The organism is Rhizobacter sp. P2_G4, assembly GCF_056403575.1.
Genome location: NZ_JBFUFG010000001.1, coordinates 955,594 through 973,461, shown reverse-complemented (window position 1 = coordinate 973,461; position 17,868 = coordinate 955,594). Strand labels below are relative to the sequence as shown.

At 67.6% G+C, this 17,868-nt stretch carries 17 protein-coding genes and 1 tRNA gene; 12 read left to right on the top strand and 6 right to left on the bottom strand.

Going from position 1 to position 17,868, the window contains the following annotated elements; genetic code table 11:
- The first annotated feature begins 41 nt into the window (after positions 1–41).
- From purU to AC1DYS_RS04635, 4 genes are all read left to right on the top strand, one after another.
- Positions 42–947: a formyltetrahydrofolate deformylase gene (purU, locus tag AC1DYS_RS04650; RefSeq protein WP_477896506.1), complete on the top strand. Its 906-nt coding sequence runs from the start codon at positions 42–44 to the stop codon at positions 945–947.
- 13 nt (positions 948–960) lie between these two features.
- The gene (locus tag AC1DYS_RS04645; RefSeq protein ID WP_477896504.1) at positions 961–1,410 is read left to right on the top strand and encodes a YybH family protein; all 450 of its coding nucleotides are present in this window, start codon (positions 961–963) and stop codon (positions 1,408–1,410) included.
- Positions 1,411–1,493: 83 nt separating this feature from the next.
- A complete protein-coding gene (locus AC1DYS_RS04640) occupies positions 1,494–2,483 on the top strand; it encodes a YheT family hydrolase (protein WP_477896502.1) in 990 nt (329 codons plus the stop codon).
- Between the two features lie 52 nt (positions 2,484–2,535).
- Positions 2,536–3,096, top strand: a complete 561-nt coding sequence (locus tag AC1DYS_RS04635) for a DUF2946 family protein (protein ID WP_477896500.1) — start codon at positions 2,536–2,538, stop codon at positions 3,094–3,096.
- Here the strand turns inward: AC1DYS_RS04635 and AC1DYS_RS04630 are convergent.
- Both AC1DYS_RS04630 and AC1DYS_RS04625 read right to left on the bottom strand, forming a co-directional pair.
- Positions 3,084–3,617, bottom strand: coding sequence for a DUF3455 domain-containing protein (locus AC1DYS_RS04630; protein ID WP_477896498.1), 534 nt, complete (start codon positions 3,615–3,617; stop codon positions 3,084–3,086). The two genes, AC1DYS_RS04635 and AC1DYS_RS04630, sit on opposite strands and share 13 nt — an antisense overlap.
- A 150-nt stretch (positions 3,618–3,767) precedes the next feature.
- Positions 3,768–4,679, bottom strand: a complete 912-nt coding sequence (locus tag AC1DYS_RS04625; RefSeq protein WP_477896496.1) for a c-type cytochrome — start codon at positions 4,677–4,679, stop codon at positions 3,768–3,770.
- 113 nt (positions 4,680–4,792) lie between these two features.
- Between AC1DYS_RS04625 and AC1DYS_RS04620 the strand changes: the two genes are divergently transcribed.
- Positions 4,793–4,868, top strand: a tRNA-Arg gene (locus tag AC1DYS_RS04620).
- A 64-nt stretch (positions 4,869–4,932) separates the two neighbouring features.
- On the opposite strand, the gene pdeM is transcribed toward AC1DYS_RS04620, so the two are convergent.
- The 4 genes from pdeM to add form a co-directional block, all read right to left on the bottom strand.
- Positions 4,933–5,607, bottom strand: coding sequence for a ligase-associated DNA damage response endonuclease PdeM (pdeM, locus tag AC1DYS_RS04615; RefSeq protein WP_477896494.1), 675 nt, complete (start codon positions 5,605–5,607; stop codon positions 4,933–4,935).
- Positions 5,604–8,186 carry a ligase-associated DNA damage response DEXH box helicase gene (locus AC1DYS_RS04610; protein ID WP_477896492.1) on the bottom strand — a complete coding sequence of 861 codons (2,583 nt, stop codon included), beginning with the start codon at positions 8,184–8,186 and terminating at the stop codon, positions 5,604–5,606. The genes pdeM and AC1DYS_RS04610 overlap by 4 nt, the downstream gene beginning before the upstream one ends.
- 4 nt (positions 8,187–8,190) lie before the next feature.
- On the bottom strand, positions 8,191–9,261 hold the full coding sequence (locus AC1DYS_RS04605; protein ID WP_477896490.1) for a mechanosensitive ion channel family protein: 1,071 nt from the start codon (positions 9,259–9,261) through the stop codon (positions 8,191–8,193).
- Positions 9,262–9,601: 340 nt separating this feature from the next.
- Positions 9,602–10,657, bottom strand: coding sequence for an adenosine deaminase (gene add / locus AC1DYS_RS04600; protein ID WP_477896488.1), 1,056 nt, complete (start codon positions 10,655–10,657; stop codon positions 9,602–9,604).
- 211 nt (positions 10,658–10,868) lie between these two features.
- On the opposite strand from add, the gene AC1DYS_RS04595 reads away from it, so the two are divergent.
- Genes AC1DYS_RS04595 through AC1DYS_RS04565 form a run of 7 tightly spaced genes read left to right on the top strand, consistent with a single transcriptional unit; the run spans position 10,869 to position 17,851 of the window.
- Positions 10,869–11,843, top strand: coding sequence for a BMP family lipoprotein (locus AC1DYS_RS04595; RefSeq protein WP_477896486.1), 975 nt, complete (start codon positions 10,869–10,871; stop codon positions 11,841–11,843).
- Between the two features lie 44 nt (positions 11,844–11,887).
- Positions 11,888–12,898 (top strand): LacI family DNA-binding transcriptional regulator, encoded by a 1,011-nt coding sequence (locus AC1DYS_RS04590; protein WP_477896484.1) that lies wholly within the window; start codon positions 11,888–11,890, stop codon positions 12,896–12,898.
- Between the two features lie 24 nt (positions 12,899–12,922).
- Complete coding sequence (locus AC1DYS_RS04585) at positions 12,923–14,509, top strand: ABC transporter ATP-binding protein (RefSeq protein ID WP_477896482.1); 1,587 nt, start codon at positions 12,923–12,925, stop codon at positions 14,507–14,509.
- Entirely contained in the window at positions 14,506–15,651 is a 1,146-nt protein-coding gene (locus tag AC1DYS_RS04580) for an ABC transporter permease (protein WP_477896480.1), read from the top strand. Before AC1DYS_RS04585 ends, AC1DYS_RS04580 begins: the two co-directional genes overlap by 4 nt.
- Positions 15,644–16,612, top strand: a complete 969-nt coding sequence (locus tag AC1DYS_RS04575; protein ID WP_477896478.1) for an ABC transporter permease — start codon at positions 15,644–15,646, stop codon at positions 16,610–16,612. The genes AC1DYS_RS04580 and AC1DYS_RS04575 overlap by 8 nt, the downstream gene beginning before the upstream one ends.
- 4 nt (positions 16,613–16,616) lie before the next feature.
- Positions 16,617–17,042 (top strand): cytidine deaminase, encoded by a 426-nt coding sequence (locus AC1DYS_RS04570; protein ID WP_477896476.1) that lies wholly within the window; start codon positions 16,617–16,619, stop codon positions 17,040–17,042.
- A complete protein-coding gene (locus tag AC1DYS_RS04565; RefSeq protein ID WP_477896474.1) occupies positions 17,042–17,851 on the top strand; it encodes a purine-nucleoside phosphorylase in 810 nt (269 codons plus the stop codon). Before AC1DYS_RS04570 ends, AC1DYS_RS04565 begins: the two co-directional genes overlap by 1 nt.
- The last annotated feature ends 17 nt before the right edge of the window (positions 17,852–17,868 follow it).

Genomic DNA, 17,868 nt, shown 5'->3' with positions numbered 1-17,868 from the left:
TGACTTCTTACGTGAAATGCCGTCCGTACAATTCGCGCACCATGCCGCCCACCCCGTCCCACTCGCGCGAATTCGTCCTCACGCTGTCGTGCCGCGATGCCAAAGGCATCGTCTACGCGGTCTCGGGCCTGCTGTACCAAGCGGGCTGCAACATCGTCGACTCACAGCAGTTCGGCGACCTGCCGGACGAAGACGGCGTGCACAGCACCGGGCTGTTCTTCATGCGCGTGCATTTCGAGGCCCCGCCGCACCTGGCCCACACCGACACGCTGAACACGCTCTTCACCAGCGTGCGCGAGCAGTTCGGCATGGACGCGCAGTTCCACAGCCGCGCCCGCCGCCCGCGCGTGCTGCTGATGGTGAGCCAGCACGGGCACTGCCTCAACGACCTGCTCTACCGCTGGCATTCGGGCCAGCTGAGCGTGGACATCCCGGCCATCGTGTCCAACCACCCGACCTTTGCCGACCTGGCTGCGCGCTATGGCATCCCGTTCCACCACCTGCCGCTGGCAGCGGGCAGCAGCGCTGAGGCGAAGCGCGCGCAAGAGCAGCAGATCGAGGCGCTGATCACCGAGCACCAGATCGACCTGGTGGTGCTGGCGCGCTACATGCAGATCCTCAGCCCCGCGTTCTGCGGCTTCCTGAAGGGGCGCGCGATCAACATCCACCACAGCTTCTTGCCCAGCTTCAAGGGCGCCAAGCCCTACTTCCAGGCGCATGACCGCGGCGTGAAGCTGATCGGCGCGACGGCCCACTACGTGACCGCCGAGCTCGACGAGGGCCCCATCATCGAGCAGGATGTCGCCCGCGTGGACCACTCGCTGAGCGCCGAGGGCTTCACCGCCGCTGGCCGCGACGTCGAATGCATGGTGCTGGCACGCGCAGTGCGCTGGCACGTGGAGCACCGCGTGCTGCTGAACGGCCAGAAGACGGTGATCTTTCACTGAACCCCGACGAACCATGGCACGCCCCAAGCCCCCCGGCATCGCGCTGATGACATCGTCCGACGATGCCGAAGCCCAGTTCTACGAGGCGCTGCAACGCGGTGACATCGAGAAGCTGATGGCCGTGTGGTCCGACGATGACGAGATCTGCTGCGTGCACCCGGGCGGCCCGCGGGTCGTGGGCCCAGCGGCCATCCGGGCGGCCTTCGACGCCATGTTCGCCAACGGCGTGATCGACGCCCGTCCCGAGAAGGTGCGACGCGTGGTCACGCACGACAGCGCAGTGCACAGCGTCGTCGAGCGCATCCAGGTCATGACCGAAGAGGGCCCGCAGTCGGCCTGGGTCATCGCCACCAATGTCTATGTGAAATCGGCCCTTGGCTGGCGCCTGGTGGCCCATCACGCCAGCCCCGGCTCGACGCAAGAGTTGCCGGAGGTGGGCGAGACGCCTTCGGTTCTTCACTGAATTCATGGCACCCCCACGCTCACTTCGTTCAGTGCCTCCCGAGGGGGCGCGTCAGCCTCTTGGGAAGAGCAGGCGAACCTGACATGCAGAACTACCACGCGCCCCGCTGGCTCGCCGGCAACGGCCCTGTCGGCGGCAACCTGCAAACCATCTGGCCGGCGCTGTTCTCGCGCAGCCATCAAGGTCCGCCGCCGGTCTATCGGCGCGAGCGCTGGACCACGCCCGATGGCGACTTCATCGACGTCGACTTCAGCATGCTGCCGGACGACAGCGAACAGTGCCCGCTGCTCGTGCTGTTCCACGGCCTCGAAGGTTCCTCGGCCAGCCACTACGCGCGTGCCTTCGCCAACTGGGCGCGCGAGAACGGCTGGCGCTACGCGGTGCCGCACTTCCGCGGCTGCTCGGGCGAATTGAACCTTGCGCCACGGGCCTACCACTCAGGTGACTACGAAGAGATCGGCTGGGTGCTCGAACGCATGCGCACGCAGCATGCCGGCCCCATCGTGGCAGTGGGCGTGTCGCTCGGCGGCAATGCGCTGCTGCGCTGGGCCGAAGAAGCCGGCGAGACGGCCTCGCAGACCGTGCGCGCCGTGTGCGCCATCAGCTCGCCCATCGACCTGGCGGCCGGCGGCCACGCGATCGGCCGCGGTTTCAACCGGCAGGTCTACACCCGCATGTTCCTGCGCACCATGGTGCCCAAGGCCCTGCGCAAGCTGGCGCAGCACCCCGGCCTGTTCGACGGCCGCAAGCTCCGGTCGGCGCGTGACCTCTACGAGTTCGACAACATCTTCACCGCGCCGCTGCACGGCTTTCGCAACACCGAAGACTACTGGCAACGCGGTTCAGCCAAGCCGCACCTGCACCGCATCCGCGTGCCGGCGCTGGTGCTCAACGCCCGCAATGACCCTTTCGTGCCCGCAGCCAGCCTGCCGCGTGCGCACGAAGTGGGCGCCTTCGTGACACTCTGGCAACCCGAGCACGGCGGCCACGTCGGCTTTGCACGAGGCCGCTGGCCGGGCCACGTGCTCACGCTGCCCGAGCAGGTGATGGGCTGGATGTCTGCTCATGCATGACAGTGCCGCCGACGAGGAGTAGCTCGGCCGACTCAGCGATCAGGAGAACGCGATGGATGAGATGGTCAAGGCCGCGCTGAAGAAGTGGCCCAACGTGCCGGCCTGCTACGGCTGGCTGGCACTCGACGCACGCGGTGACTGGTACATGCGCGACGACCGCATCCAGGCCGCGGGGCCCTTCCCTCGCATCAAGGGCAGCCGCATCAACCACGACAAGCTGCGCGAGTTCATCGAGCGCAACTACGACCACGACGAGCGCGGCTGCTGGTACTTCCAGAACGGCCCGCAGCGGGTGTACGTGGAGCTCGAAGCGGCGCCCTGGGTCTGGCGCCTGGAGGCCGTGGCCGGCTCGGTGCCCCAGCTGCGCTCACACACCGGCCGTGAAGCGCGCTTCGACTCCGCCATCGTCGACGAGACCGGGCGGCTCTTCATCGCCACTGACATCGGCCTGGGTGTCGTGCACACGCTCGACATGGAGACGGCCGCCGACGCGATCGAGCAAGGCCACTGGACCGTGGCCGACCTGCGCGGCGCCGACCTGCCGCAACGCTTCGGCCATTGCCTGAGCCCGCAAGCCCAGGCGGAGCCGAAGAAGCCGGTTCACATGCCGTAGAACACGTAGTCGGCCGCGTAGCTCACCTGCTGGCGCTGACCCTTCATCGCCATGCCACAAGGCTCGCTGGGCGCGACGCCACCGCGCGTGTTGAGCCGCTGCACATAGGCCACGCCTTGCATCGCACCGCTGCCCATTGCCGGCTCGGCCTTCACCAGCTGCAGCGGGATGTTGCCCATGCCGCCCGGCGCCGTGGCCACCTGCTTGCCCGTGACCTTGGAGCCGTCGGCCGACTCCCAGGTCGGGCCGGCGTAGTACTTGCCGACGACCTTCTGGTCGGCGCCGTACAGCGTGGCGACCGGGCCGACGACGCCCCACTCGAACTGGCCGGCCACGTCCTTCTTCTCACGGCACTCGTAGGTGAGCTCGCCGCGGCCCACGGTCCACATCTTCTGGGAGGTGCCGGCCGGTGCGCGCACCGATTCCGGCAGGGTCATGTTGTCGACCATCATCGGCGCCGGGGCGGTGGCACAGGCCGAGGCGAGCAGGGTCAGGCTGGCGAGCAGCAAGGTGTTCTTCATGGCATCTCCTAACGGTTGTTTGAGGGTTGAGCGAGCTCGTTGAAAGTCGCTGTAGCCCTGTACGCAGCAAGCTTCGGTTCAGATGCAAAAGAAAACGGACATGAAAAAGCCGGCCCACAGGCCGGCTTTTGATCGAGGCGCTGTCGCCGCTTACTTGGCAGCGCCGACCATGTACGTCACGGTCGCCTTGATGTCGGCATCCGACCCAGCCGAACCCCCGCGCGGCGGCATGGCGCCCTTTCCGGAGATCACATGCGCGGTCAGGGTGTCGATGCCCTGTGCGATGCGGGGTGCCCAGGCCGCCTTGTCGCCAAATTTCGGCGCACCCGCCAGGCCCTGCGCATGGCACACCTGGCAAGACTGCGCATACAACGCGGGAGGTGCGCCGGCATCAGCAGCCTTGGCGGGCGCGGGAGTGGTGGCAGGAGCGGGAGCCGGCGCAACAGCAGGAGCCGCCGTTGCCGGTGTTGACGCGGCGGCCACGGTGGCGGCCGGCGGTGTGGCCGCAGGCGCGGCATCGGCAGCAGCGGCGCCAGCGGCTGGCATCTTCGGTTCGTCGAACTTCGCGCCGCCCTTGTTGGCCATGTAGACCACCGCACGGCCGATCTCGAAATCGCTGAAATCGCCGCCGCCTTGCGGGCCCATCGCGCCCTTGCCCTTGAGGGCGTGCGTCAGCAGCGTTTCATAGCCTTGGCCAATGCGCGGAGCCCAGGCGGCGGTGTCACCGAACTTGGGAGCACCAGCCACACCTGCTGTGTGGCACGCGCTGCATTGGGCGGCGAACACCTGGTCGCCGGTCTTCATGGAGGCCGCGTCGTTGAGGTCTTTCACTTCAACGGTGGCGACGGGCTGGATGCGCTTGGCAGTGGCTTCGGGCGACATGCCATCGCTGCCGGCAGCCGGCTTCGGGCTGGAGCCGACATGGCTCACCAGCAGCACGATGACAGCAATGGGAATGACGAACGCAAAGATCACCGCAGCGATGAGCTGCTTGACCGTTTTCACCGGCCCTTCGTGGGCGGCGTCGTCGTGTTCGGAACTGCTGTGGTGGGGGTCGCTCATGAAATCCTCGGTTGCTGGGACCGCTGGGTGTAGCGCAAAACCGCGGAATTATAAGCGGGCTCCCCTGGCAGCGGAGGCCTCGGCGAAGGGCGCTGATAGAATCGCCGCCCTGCGCGTCCGTAGCTCAATGGATAGAGTACTGCCCTCCGAAGGCAGGGGTTGCTGGTTCGATCCCAGCCGGGCGCACCAGTCAACACAGGTCCTCGCCGGATCGACTCAGCATCCGGCATTTCTCGACCGACCACCCCACCTTTCAGGCACCCGGCACGCGCCAGACAGCATCGCCGCCCGCGGGAAAGACTTGCAAGCCGGCTTCTGTCTCGACGATCCAGCCGCCGGTGAATTCACCGAACGCCGGCAACACCAGCTTCTGCGCATTCAGCACGAAACACGGCAGGCGCAGGTGCTCGCGGCCACGGCCTTGCAGCTTCACGACCGGGTGCACATGCCCGGCGATCACGTGGTGCGTCGCATGGGCCTGCGGGTGATGGCACGCGGCGAACGGCCCGATCAACCAAGGTTCGTTCACGATCGCGATGCCGAGCGATGCGGGTGGGTCGCCAGCCCGCCGGTCGTGGTTGCCACGGACAAGCGTGCAGTGCAGGTCGACATAGCTTTGGCGCCACTGCGCCAGCGCACTCAGCACCGAGGCCGTGCGCGCCTCGGCGGCGTGCAGGAAGTCGCCCAGGAACACGAGCTCGGCCGGCGTGTAGTGGCGCAGCAAGGCGCTCAGCCGATCGAGGTTCTCGCGCGTGGTGCCGGCCGGGACAGGCTGGCCCAACGCGCGGTACGCAGCGGCCTTGCCGAGGTGCAGATCGGCGACGAACAGCACGCGCCGCGCAGGCCACCAGAGCGCACGCTCGGGCAACAGCCACAGCGTTTCGCCGGCGCAGGCCAAGACCAATGGATGGGAGGACGGCTTCGTCATCGTCGGGCCGATCTTCGCCGCGGTTTCCGCTCCGCGGCTGCATTCGCAGGTGCGGCAGCCGCACCGAACGCCAACGTGCTTCTCACCTGCTCGACACCACCCGCCATCGGCACGCCGCCCGCGGCCTTCTCGAGCTGCTCGACCATCCGCGCGATGCGGTCGGCCACGCTTTCGTTCGACAGCTGCTCGCGAAAGCGCTCGACCATCAGCGGGAAGGCAAACGGCGTCGGCCTCGCCAAGCTCTTAACCACCCACTGCTGCGACCCCATGCGGGTGAGGCTGGCCCGCAAGCGGCCGATCTCGAGTTCTTGCGCCAACAGCTCGTGCTCGGCCTGTTGCAGCAGGCGGTTGGCGGGGTCGTATTTGCGGAAAACCTCCCAGAACAACGACGACGAGGCCTGCAGCTGCTTGTTGCTGCGCTTCTCACCAGGGTAGCCCTGGAAGATGAGCCCCGAGACACGCGCGATCTCGCGAAAACGCCGCTGCGCCAGCTCACCGGCATTCAGGCTCGCCAGCACCTCGTGCAGCAGGGCCTGCGCGTCATCGTTCACCATCAGCACCTGCGGCAGCAGCGTCGGCCAGTCGACTTCGGTCGCGCTCAACAGCTCGAAGCCGTAGTCGTTGACCGCCATCGAGAAGGTGCGCGGCTGGTGCTGGGCCACGCGCCAGGCGATGAGGTTCGCCAGGCCGATGTGCACGTGCCGGCCCGCGAATGGATACAGGAACAGGTGCGAGCCTTCGCGCGTGGTGAGCAGCTCGGCGAGCAGCGTCTGCGGCGTCGGCAACGCCGACCACTGCTGCTGGATCTCGAGCAGCGGCCGCACGCATTGCAGCTCGGGGCTGTCGTAGCGGCCTTCGCCGGCCAGCGCAAGCTGCTGCACCACAGCGTCGGCCAGCGTGGTCGACAGCGGCATGCGCCCGCCGTTCCAGCGTGGCACCGCGGCGCGCTTGCCGCTCGCACGCCGCACCCAGGCCGTCATGTCGTGGATGCGCACGAGTTCGAGCAATCGCCCGCCGAACAAAAAGCAGTCGCCGGGCTTGAGCCGCGCGGCGAAGCTTTCTTCGACGCTGCCGATGCGCGCGCCGGCCAGGAACTGCACCGACATGCTGGCGTCGCTGACGATGGTGCCGATGTTCGCCCGGTGCCTACTCGCCAAGCGCGCATCGGGCACGCGCCATACGCCGTCATCATCAGGCACCGCGCGCTGGTAATCGGGGTAGGCCGCGAGCGAGGGCCCGCCCTGGCGCACGAAGGCGAGACACCAGTCCCAGCTTTCGCGCGACAGGCGCGCGTAGGCCGCGGTGCTGCGCACTTCGTCGTACAACTCGTCGGGCACGAAGCCGCCACCCAGCGCGACGGTGACCAGGTGCTGCACCAGCACATCGAGCGGTTGCTCCGGTGACTCGCGCGACTCGATGTGGCCTGCGGCGACGGCCGCACGCGCAGCAGCCCCTTCCACCATCTCGATGCTGTGCGTGGGGACGAGCGTGATGCGCGACGGCCGGCCTGGTGCGTGGCCCGATCGGCCGGCGCGCTGCAGCAGCCGCGCTACGCCTTTTGGCGACCCGATCTGCAGCACGCGCTCGACCGGCAGGAAGTCGACGCCCAAGTCGAGGCTCGACGTGCAGACGACCGCGCGCAACTCGCCGTTCTTCAACGCCAACTCAACCCACTCCCGCACCGCGCGGTCGAGCGAGCCGTGGTGCAAGGCTATCGTCCCCGCCCACTCGGGCCGCGCCTCGAGCAAGGCCTGGTACCAGATTTCCGACTGCGAACGCGTGTTGGTGAAGACCAGCGCGGTGCTGCTGCTCGCGATCTCGTCGATCACCTGCGGCAGCATCGTGAGCCCGAGGTGCCCGGCCCACGGGAAGCGCTCTGCCCGGCCCGGCAAGAGTGAATCGATCACCAGCGTCTTGGCCACCTGCCCTTGCACCAGCGTTCCGGCGGCGTCGCCGAGCAAGGTACGCATTGCCTCGGCCAGGTTGCCGAGCGTGGCCGACATGCCCCACACGCACAGGCCGGCGCTCCAGCGCCGCAGCCGCGCCAGCGCCAGCTGCACCTGCACGCCACGCTTGTTGCCCAGCAGCTCGTGCCATTCGTCGACGACGACCATGCGCACGCTGCCCAGCACGTCTTTCGCATCGGCGCGCGACAGCAGCACGGACAGGCTTTCGGGCGTGGTGACGAGCACCGTCGGCAACCGGTGGTTCTGCGCGGCACGCTCGCCCGAGGACGTGTCGCCGCTGCGTGCGCCGGCAGTCCATGCGATGAGGCCCTCGGCCGACAGCGCGTCCAGCGGCTGCTGCAAGGCCCGCAGCGTGTCGGCCGCGAGCGCGCGCATTGGCGTGATCCACAGCACGGTAAGCGGCGGCGGCTTCTTGGTTGCCCCACCTGCGTACGCCATCAAGGCACCGAGCCACACCGCGTAAGTCTTGCCGGCTCCCGTGGTGGCGTGCAGCAGGCCCGACCGGCCTTCGCCGATCGCCTTCCACACTTCGCGTTGAAACGTGAACGGCTTCCAGCCGCGCGCAGCAAACCAGGCGTCGAGGGGTTTCTTGATGCGGGCGGGGGCAGGCACGCCCTCAGGCTACCGCAGGGACCGGCAACGGCTTGTCCGCTGCGTTCAGATCGGCACGCAAGCGAGGCAGCGAGGCCGGGTGCTCACGCTGGATGAAGGCGATCAGCGCCTCGCGCACCGCACAGCGCAGGTCGAAGTTCTGGCCGGAAGAAGCCGAACTCACCAGCACGCGCAGCTGCATGCTGCGCTCGGTGGCATCGGTCACTTGCACCAGACACACACGTTTGTCCCAATCGGGCGAGGCCTCGCACACGCGCCTGGCTTCCTGGCGCAACGGTTCGAGCGGCAATGAGTAGTCGACCGAGAGAAACACGGTACCCAGCAGCTCGGCGCTGCTGCGCGTCCAGTTCTGAAACGGGTGCTCGACGAACCACTGCAGCGGGATGATCAGCCGCCGCTCGTCCCAGATGCGCAGCACGACGTAGGTGCCGGTGATCTCTTCGACGCGGCCCCACTCGCCTTCGATGATCAACACATCGTCGATGCGAAACGGCTGCGACAGCGCGATTTGCAAACCCGCGATCAGATTGCCGAAAACCGATCGTGCGGCAATGCCCGCTACCAGACCGGCCACGCCCGCAGAAGCCAGCAGGCTCGCGCCCAGCTGGCGCGCGCCAGGAAAGGTCATCAAGGCGAACGCGACTCCGGCCACCAGCGCAGCGCCCATCGCGATGCGCGACAGCACGCGCGTCTGCGTGTGGATGCGACGCGCTTGCAGGTTGTCGGTCGCTTCGACCGGGTGCAGCTTGATCACACCCTCGGCAACGCCACGCAGCGCGGACATCGCCAGCCACGTGATGGCGGCGATCAGCAGCAGGCCGGTGACGTGGTGCACACCCTCGATGGACGGCAGGTCACTGGGTGCGCCTTGCCACACGGCCTGCAGAGCGGCCAGAGGAAACACAAAACCGGCTGCGCGATCGCTTTCGTGCACCACTGAATCGAGCAGCGGCGAAAAGCGAGCCAGCCGAAAGACCACCCGTCGACCGACCCGCTGCACCACGAGCGCAAGCAAGGCCGCGACGGCGGCCACGCCCAGCACCGGCAACCACGGTGCGTAGGCGTTCCAGAACATCAAAAGTTAGCGGCTCGCGGCAGAAGCCGATGACATCGGCGCTGTCGTCGTGCCCGCGGTACCGCCTCCAGCGGCCGGGGTTCCGGCGTCGTCGCGTTTGTTGCAACCGGCCCCGAGCAAGGCAGCGGCAATGACAGCGATGAATGAGAGTCGAGTGAAGTTCTTCATTGGTATCTCCTGGTGGGGTGGACAGACAGCGCCGCCCTTACCTCCCAAATGAAGGTCTTGCGGCAAAACTGGCCGAAGCGGGCGACCGTCTGGAACGCGACACGCTGGCCTAGGTTTCCAGGCAACCGGTGTGCCGCGCGGGTGAATCCACAGCGCGAACGGCGAGAGCCGCTCAGCCGGCGGCCACTTCGTCCCAGCGCTGCATGGCTTGCAAGGCGGCCTCGCGCGCCGACGCGGGCAGGAAGGACGCGCGGGCCGCGTTGCGCATCATCTGGCCCAGCTGCATGTGGCTCAGGGCCAGTTCGTCGTGCAGTACCTGCAACTCGTGGCTCAAGGTCACGCCCGACATCAACCGGTTGTCGGTGGAACAAGAGACCGACAACCCGGCTGCGACCATTGCGCCGATCGGGTGCGAGGCAATCGAAGCCGCCGCGCCGGTGTGCACATTGCTGCTGGGGCAGACTTCGAAGTGCAGGCCGAGCGCTTTGGCTTGCACGACCCAGTGGGCCGTCTGCTCGGCGCTGTCGCCGCGCATGATGTTGACGCCGTGTCCGATGCGGCGCACGCCCAGCGTGGCAGCCTCCAGCACGCGCGGGCCCACATCGGCTTCGCCCGCGTGGCAGGTGAGCCCGAGACCGGCGTCGCGCGCCCGTGTAAAGGCCTTGGTATGCGGTGTCGGCGGGAAGCCGTGCTCGGCGCCCGCCAGGTCGAAGCCGATGACGCCCTGGCCGGCGTAGCGTGCGGCAAGGTCGGCGGCGCGCAGCGTCTCGTCGGGCGAATCAGTGCGCATCGCGCAGACGATGAGCCCGCTGGGCAAGGCGCTTCGGCGCAGGCCGCTGACCAAGGCCTCGACCACGGCCTCGCCCGACAGGCCGTGCGCCTCCAGCAGCAACGGCGCCATGCGGAACTCGGCCAGCACGCAGCCGTCGAGCCGCGCATCTTCGGCCGCCTCGAAGGCCACGCGCTCGCAGGCTTCGGCCGAGGCCATTGCTGCGACGGTGAGCGAGAAGCCGAGCAGATAGCGCACGAGGCTGCCCGAGTCGGCGTTTGCATGCATCCACGCGGCCAGGGCTGGGGCGTCGCCTGCCGGCACGCTGAGCCCGCGGGCCTGGCACAGCTCGAGCAGCGTTTGCGGGCGCAGACCCCCATCAAGGTGCTCGTGCAGCAAGACTTTCGGCAGCGCAGTCCACTGCGGTGAATCGGTAGGAGGCAAGGTCGTGGTGGTCAAGGCGGCTTCTTTCTGGGTGACCGGCAGTGCGCACAGTCTCGGCCAAGACCGCGCAGGAAATGCGCCAGCTCTCATTGATTCGGTAAGGCGTCTCGTAAACGCGGTCTTGGGCCCAATTCCTGCTTATCGTGTCAACGGCAAACGTTTGCGCATCGTTTGGATGCATCATTGCATCTTCACGTCCTCCTCCCAACTCGTTGACGCAAAAACCATGAACATCTTCTTGCGATTCGGATTGCTGGCCACCACCCTAAGCCTCAGCCTGTCGGCACTGGCCGATCCTGCCGTGGTCTACGACATGGGCGGCAAGTTCGACAAGTCGTTCAACGAGGCGGCCTACCAGGGCCTCGAGAAGTGGAAGAAAGACACCGGCAAGGGCTACCTCGAGTTCGAGATCGCCAACGAAGGCCAGCGCGAACAAGCCCTGCGCCGCATGGCCGAGCGCGGTGCCAACCCCATCATCGGCGTCGGCTTCAACCAGGCCGCGGCGATCGAAAAGGTGGCCAAGGAATTCCCGAAGCTGCAGTTCGCGATCATCGACATGGTGGTGCAACTGCCCAACGTGCAATCGGTGCTCTTCAAGGAGCAGGAAGGCAGCTTCCTGGTGGGCGTGCTGGCCGCGCAGGCAAGCAAGACGAACAAGGTCGGCTTCGTCGGCGGCATGGACATCCCGCTGATCCGCAAATTCCGTTGCGGCTACGAGCAAGGCGCGAAGTACGCCAACCCGAAGACTGAGGTGTTTTCGAACATGACGGGCACCACCCACACGGCCTGGTCCGACCCGGCGCGCGGCGGTGAGCTGGCGAAGGCCCAGTTCGGAAAAGGCGCCGACGTGATCTTCGCCGCGGCTGGCGGCACCGGCATCGGCGTGTACCAGGCCGCCAAGGACGCCGGCAAGCTGGCCATCGGCGTGGACAGCAACCAGGACTACCTGCAACCCGGCACCATGCTGACCTCGATGGTCAAGCGCATCGATCTCGCCGTCTACCAGATCGCCAGCGGCGTGAAACCCGGCGTCACGGTGCTCGGCCTGAAGGAAGGCGGCGTTGATTACTCACTCGACGAGCACAACGCCAAGCTGATCACGCCCGAGATGAAGAAGAAGGTCGACGCCGCCAAGGCCGACATCGTCGCCGGCAAGATCAAGGTCGTCGACTACATGACGGACAACGCTTGCAAGTTCTGAGAATAGGCTCGCTTTCCCGTCGCGTTCGCTAAGAAGAACTCGTTTTGAGCACCATAAAGCACGTCGCCGCGCGCGCCGGGGTGTCTTTCACCACGGTGTCGCACGTGCTGAACGGCACCCGCCGGGTCAGCGATTCGGCGCGCCAGCGCGTCGAGCAGGCCATCGCCGAGATGGGGTACTCGCCGAGCGCGGTGGCGCGCTCGCTCAAGATGAGCGAGACCAGCATCATTGGTGTGCTGGTGCCCAACATCATCAACCCCTTCTTCGCCGAGCTCACGCGCGGCATCGAAGACTGCTGCCGCCAGACGGACTACTCTGTCTTCCTCTGCAACTCCGACGACGACCCCGAGCGCCAGGCGCGCTATCTGCAGACCCTGCTCGAACGCCGTGTCGACGGCCTGTTGCTCGCGGCCGCGGCCGGCGAAGCCGAGGCCCTGGCGAAGCGCCTCGAGTCGGCTCGCGTGCCGACGGTCGTTGTCGACCGCGGCATCCCGGGGCTATCGACCGCCGATCTGGTGCGCGTGGATCACCAGGGCGGCGCACACATGGCGGTGTCGCACCTGCTGTCGCTCGGCCACCGGTCCATCGCGTGCCTTTCGGGCCCGTCTCAATTCGCGGTCAGCCGTGCACGCGTCGCGGGTTGGCGCCAGGCGATGGAGGAAGCACAGGTTCCCATCCAAGAAGGCTGGCTGCTGGAAGGCGACTTCAGTGCCGCCGTCGGCCACGAGCTGACGCGCAAGCTGCTCACGCAAGGCGGCATCACCGCCGTCTTCGCGAGCAATGATTTGCTGGCCATCGGTGCAATACGCGCCGCCGCCGAGATGGGCGTGGCGGTGCCGTATGCGCTGTCGGTGATCGGCTTCGACGGCATCGACCTCGGCAGCTACGTGTACCCAGCCCTCACCACCGTCGGCCACCCGATCCGCGCACTCGGCGAGACGGCCGCCAAGGTGTTGATCGACCGCATCGCCGACGGTCCCGAAGAGACCCGCGAAGTGGTGCTCCCCACGCAGTTGTTCCTGCGTGAATCCACCGGGCCGCGGCGCGCTTTCTGAGCGCATGCTGATGTTGTGAACGCAATGACCCCCACGACCGATTCGTCCGCCCCCGTGGCCGTGCGCATGGCCGGCATCAACAAGCGCTTCGGCGCGGTGCTGGCCAATGCCGACGTGAACCTGCGCGTGCTGTCGGGCACAGTGCACGGCCTTGTCGGCGAGAACGGCGCAGGCAAGAGCACGCTGATGTCGGTGCTGTACGGCTTCTATGGCGCCGACAGCGGCAGCATCGAGGTCTTCGGCCAGCCGGCGCGCATCCGCAATGCCCACGAGGCGATCGCACTGGGCCTCGGCATGGTGCACCAGCACTTCATGCTGGTCGACACCTTGAGCGCCATCGAAAACGTGATGCTCGGCGCCGAACCGCACGTGCTGCTGCGCCGCGCCGATGCAGTCGTGCGCGCCAAGCTCGACCAGCTGATGGCCTCGACCGGCCTGCGCGTGAGCCTTGATGCGCTGGTCGGCGACCTGTCGGTAGGCGACCGCCAGCGGCTGGAGATCCTGAAGGCGCTGTACCGCGGCGCGCGCATCCTGATCCTCGACGAACCCACGGCCGTGCTCACGCCGCAGGAGACGGAGCAGTTGTTCGACGTGCTCGCCCGCCTGCGCGAGCAAGGCACGACCATCATCCTCATCACTCACAAGCTGAAGGAAGTGATGCGGCTGTGCGATCAGGTCACCGTGATGCGTGGGGGCCGCGTGGTGCACGAATGCCCGATCGCCCAGGCCTCGATCGCGCAGCTGGCCGAAGCGATGGTCGGGCGCAAGGTCAACATGGGCCGCCAGGGCGACACGCTTGCGACGGCCGGCGAGGTCGTGCTGCAAGCCAAGGGGCTGGCACTGCGCGATGCGATGAGGGTGACTCGCCTGCACGGGCTCGACCTCAGTTTGCGCGCCGGCGAGATCGTCGGCGTGGCTGGTGTCGCAGGCAACGGGCAGAGCGAGTTGCTCGAACTGTTGTCGGGCCTGCGCGCGCCGGATGCCGGCCAGCTTCAGTTGGGCAACGAACGCTTTGAGCCCGGCCGCTGGCTGGACCCACGCAAGGCGCGCCACCTCGGCCTCGCCCACGTGCCCGAAGACCGCCACGCGCGTGCCATGGTGATGGACTTCGCCGCCTGGGAGTCGGCCGTGCTCGGCTATGAAGAACTGCCCGCGTACAGCCGCGCAGGCTGGATGCTCCACCGCCGCATGCGCGAAGCCACGGCCGCGCTGATGGAACGCTTCGACGTGCGCCCGCGCGACGTCTCGCTCGGCAGCGCCAAATTCTCCGGCGGCAACCAGCAGAAGCTGGTGCTGGCGCGCGAGATCGGCCAGGCGCCCCGCGTGCTGCTGGTCGGCCAGCCGACACGCGGTGTCGACATCGGCGCGATCGAGTTCATCCATGCGCAATTGCGTGCGCTGCGCGATGCCGGCTGCGCGCTGCTGGTGGTGTCGAGCGAGCTGGACGAGATCCTCGCGTTGTCTGACCGTGTGCTGGTGATGAACGAAGGGCGCATCACCGGCGAGCTGCCCATCGCCGAATGCAATGAGGCACGAATCGGCATGCTGATGTGCATGACCGAAAGCGCCTCTGACAACCAGGCACAAATCGCCGAGGGTGCGGCCGCATGAACTCGTCCTTGCCTTTGCCACGCTGGGCCGATGTGCTGTTGATGCCGGTGCTCAACCTCGTCATCGCGCTGGCTGCCGCGGCCATCGTGGTCATGCTCGTCGGCCAAAGCCCGCGAGAGGTGATGCCGGTGCTGCTGAAGGGTGCCTTTGGCTCGGCGCGTGGCCTGAGCTACACGATGTACTACGCGACCAGCTTCATCTTCACCGGGCTCGCGGTGGCAGTCGCCTTCCACGGCGGGCTCTTCAACATCGGCGCAGAAGGCCAGGCCACGCTGGGTGGGCTGGGCACCGGGCTGGTGGCGATGTGGCTCTCGCACAAGCTGCCGGCGCCAGTGCTGCTGCCGCTGATGCTGATCGGTGGCGCGCTCTTCGGCATGGCGTGGGCCGCAGTGCCGGCCTACCTGCAGGCCTACCGAGGCAGCCACGTGGTGATCACCACCATCATGTTCAACTTTCTCGCCAGCACGCTGCTGGTCTACCTGCTGGTCAACCACCTGAAGTCAGCGGGCGACATGGCGATCGAGACTGCACCGTTCGGCCCCGCGGCCCACCTGCCGGGCATGCATGAAGCGCTGGCCTGGCTGGGCATCGAGTGGCCGTCGTCGCCGCTCAACATCAGCCTGGTCCTCGCGCTGCTGGCCGCCGCTGGCGTCTACGCGATGCTGTGGCACAGCCGGGCGGGTTACCGCCTGCGCGCAGTCGGGTCGAGCGAAGGTGCTGCGGCCTACGCTGGCATCAACCCGAAGCACCAGGTGATCATCGCGATGGGCCTGTCGGGTGCGCTGGCCGGCATGGTCGGCATGAACGAGATCGCCGGCGTCAACGGCAAGCTGCTGCTCGACTTCGTCGGCGGTGCGGGCTTCACCGGCATTGCAGTCGCGGTGATGGGGCGCAACCACCCGGTCGGCATCGTGCTGGCGAGCGTGCTCTTCGGCGCGCTGTTCCAGGGCGGCGCCGAGGTGGCGTTCGACGTGCCGGGGTTCAGCCGCGACATGGTCGTGATGCTGCAAGGTTTCATAGTGCTGTTCTCCGGCGCGATGGCGTACGTGATCGCGCCGTGGGTCGCCGTGGCCTTGCACCGCTTCGGCGGCGGCCACCGCCGTGCCGAAGGCGCAAAGGTACCGGGAGCCAGCCTTGGATAGCGAACTGATCGGCGCACTGCTCGCCTCCACGCTGCGGGTCGCCACGCCGCTGATCCTGTGCGCGCTCGCGGGCCTGTTCTCCGAGCGGTCGGGCGTGGTCGACATCGGCCTCGAAGGCAAGATGCTGTTTGCTGCCTTCGCGGCCGGTGCAAGCGGTGCGGCCTTCGGCTCAACGAGCCTGGCGCTGCTGTTCGCGATGGGTTCGGGCGTGCTGTTGTCGTGGCTGCACGGCTTTGCGTGCGTGAGCCACCGCGGCGACCAGGTCGTGTCGGGCGTGGCTATCAACATCCTTGCGCTGGGGCTCACGGTGGTGCTCGGCCTGGCCTGGTTCCACCAGGGTGGGCAGACGCCGCCGCTCAGCAACCAGGTGCGGCTGCAATCGATCTGGCCGGGTGCGGCCGCTGCGCTGCAAGGCATTCCCTTTGTCGGGCCGGCGCTCGGAGATGGGCTGCTCAGCCACAACGCGCTCGTCTATGCAGCGCTGCTGCTGGTCGGCGTGGCGTGGTGGACGCTCTACCGCACCCGCTTCGGCCTGCGGCTGCGCGCGGTCGGCGAGAACCCGCACATGGTCGACGCGGCCGGCGTGTCCGTGATCCGCCTGCGTTATGCGGCCCTCACGATCAACGGCCTGCTGTGCGGCCTGGCCGGCAGTTACCTGGTGCTGGCGCAGAGCGCCGCCTTCGCACCCAACATGACGGCCGGCCGCGGTTTCATGGCACTTGCCGCGCTGATCTTCGGCAACTGGCGGCCGGTGCCGGCGCTGTTCGCCTGCCTGCTGTTCGGCTTTCTCGACGCCACCGCCATCCGCCTGCAGGGTGTGAGCCTGCCCGGCATCGGCGAGGTGCCTGTGCAGGCCGTGCAGGCCTTGCCGTATCTGTTGACGGTCATCCTGCTGGCTGGCTTCATCGGCAAGCCCGCCATGCCGCGGGCGCTGGGCCGGCCTTATCTCAAAGAACGCTGAAACCATGTCCAAGAATGTGTTGCTCTCTGACGCCCAGCAGGCGCAGCTGCTTCAAGCCGCGCGCGATGCGCAGACGCGCGCCTACGCACCCTATTCGCAGTTTCGCGTTGGCGCCGCGGTGCTCGACGAGCAGGGCCGCATCCACGCCGGCTGCAATGTCGAGAACGCAGCCTACCCCGAAGGCGTGTGCGCCGAGGCCGGCGCCCTGAGCGCGATGGTGCTGGCTGGCGGCGGCCGTGCGCGTGCGCTGGTGGTGGTGGGCAGCGGTGCCGCGCTGGTCACGCCCTGCGGGGGTTGCCGACAGAAGCTGCGCGAGTTCGGCGCTCCCGAGACGCCGGTGCTGGTGGCCGACCGGCAGCAGCTGCGTGCCCGCTTCACGCTCGGCGAGTTGCTGCCCGACAGCTTCGGTCCCGACCACCTCAAGCCATGATGACTGCCCCTTCCGCTGTCGACCAGGTGCGCGCCTTCGCACCGCAGGCGCAGCCACGCATCGCGGTCGTGCTCGGCTCGGGCTGGGCAGGGCTGACGGACCACATCCACCAGGCGCAGCGCATTCCGTATTCCGAACTCGATGGTTTTCCGCAGGCCACGATTGCGGGCCACGCCGGCCAGCTGTGGCTCGGCCGCATCGGCACGCACGAGGTGGCCGTGATGAGCGGCCGCAAGCATGTGTACGAGACCGGCGACGTGAACGGCATGAAGCTGCCGCTGCACACCTTGCGTGCACTCGGCTGCGAGGTGCTTGTGCAGACCAATGCCGCCGGCAGCCTGCGCGACGACATGCAGCCCGGCAGCCTGATGATCCTGAGCGACCACATCAACCTCTCGCAGCGCTCGCCGCTGATCGGCGAAGGTGGAGGCTCCGAGCGCTTCGTCGACATGAGCAATGCCTACGACGCCGGCCTGCGCGCGACGGCGCAATCGGTGGCCGGCCTGAGTGGCCTCACGCTGCACGAGGGGGTGTACGTGTGGTTCGTCGGCCCGCAGTTCGAGACGCCGGCCGAGATCCGCATGTTCCGTGCGCTGGGCGCCGACGCGGTCGGCATGAGCACCGTGCCCGAGACCATCCTCGCCCGCCGCGCCGGCATGCGCGTGCTCGCTTTTTCGCTGCTGACCAACATGGCCGCCGGCCTCTCGGCCGAAGCGCTGAGCCATGCGCACACGTTGTCGACGGCGCAATCGGCCAGCAAGGTGGCCAGCACGCTGCTGGCCGACACGATCGCGGCAATCGCGTTGTGATTTCAATGGGAGCCCTT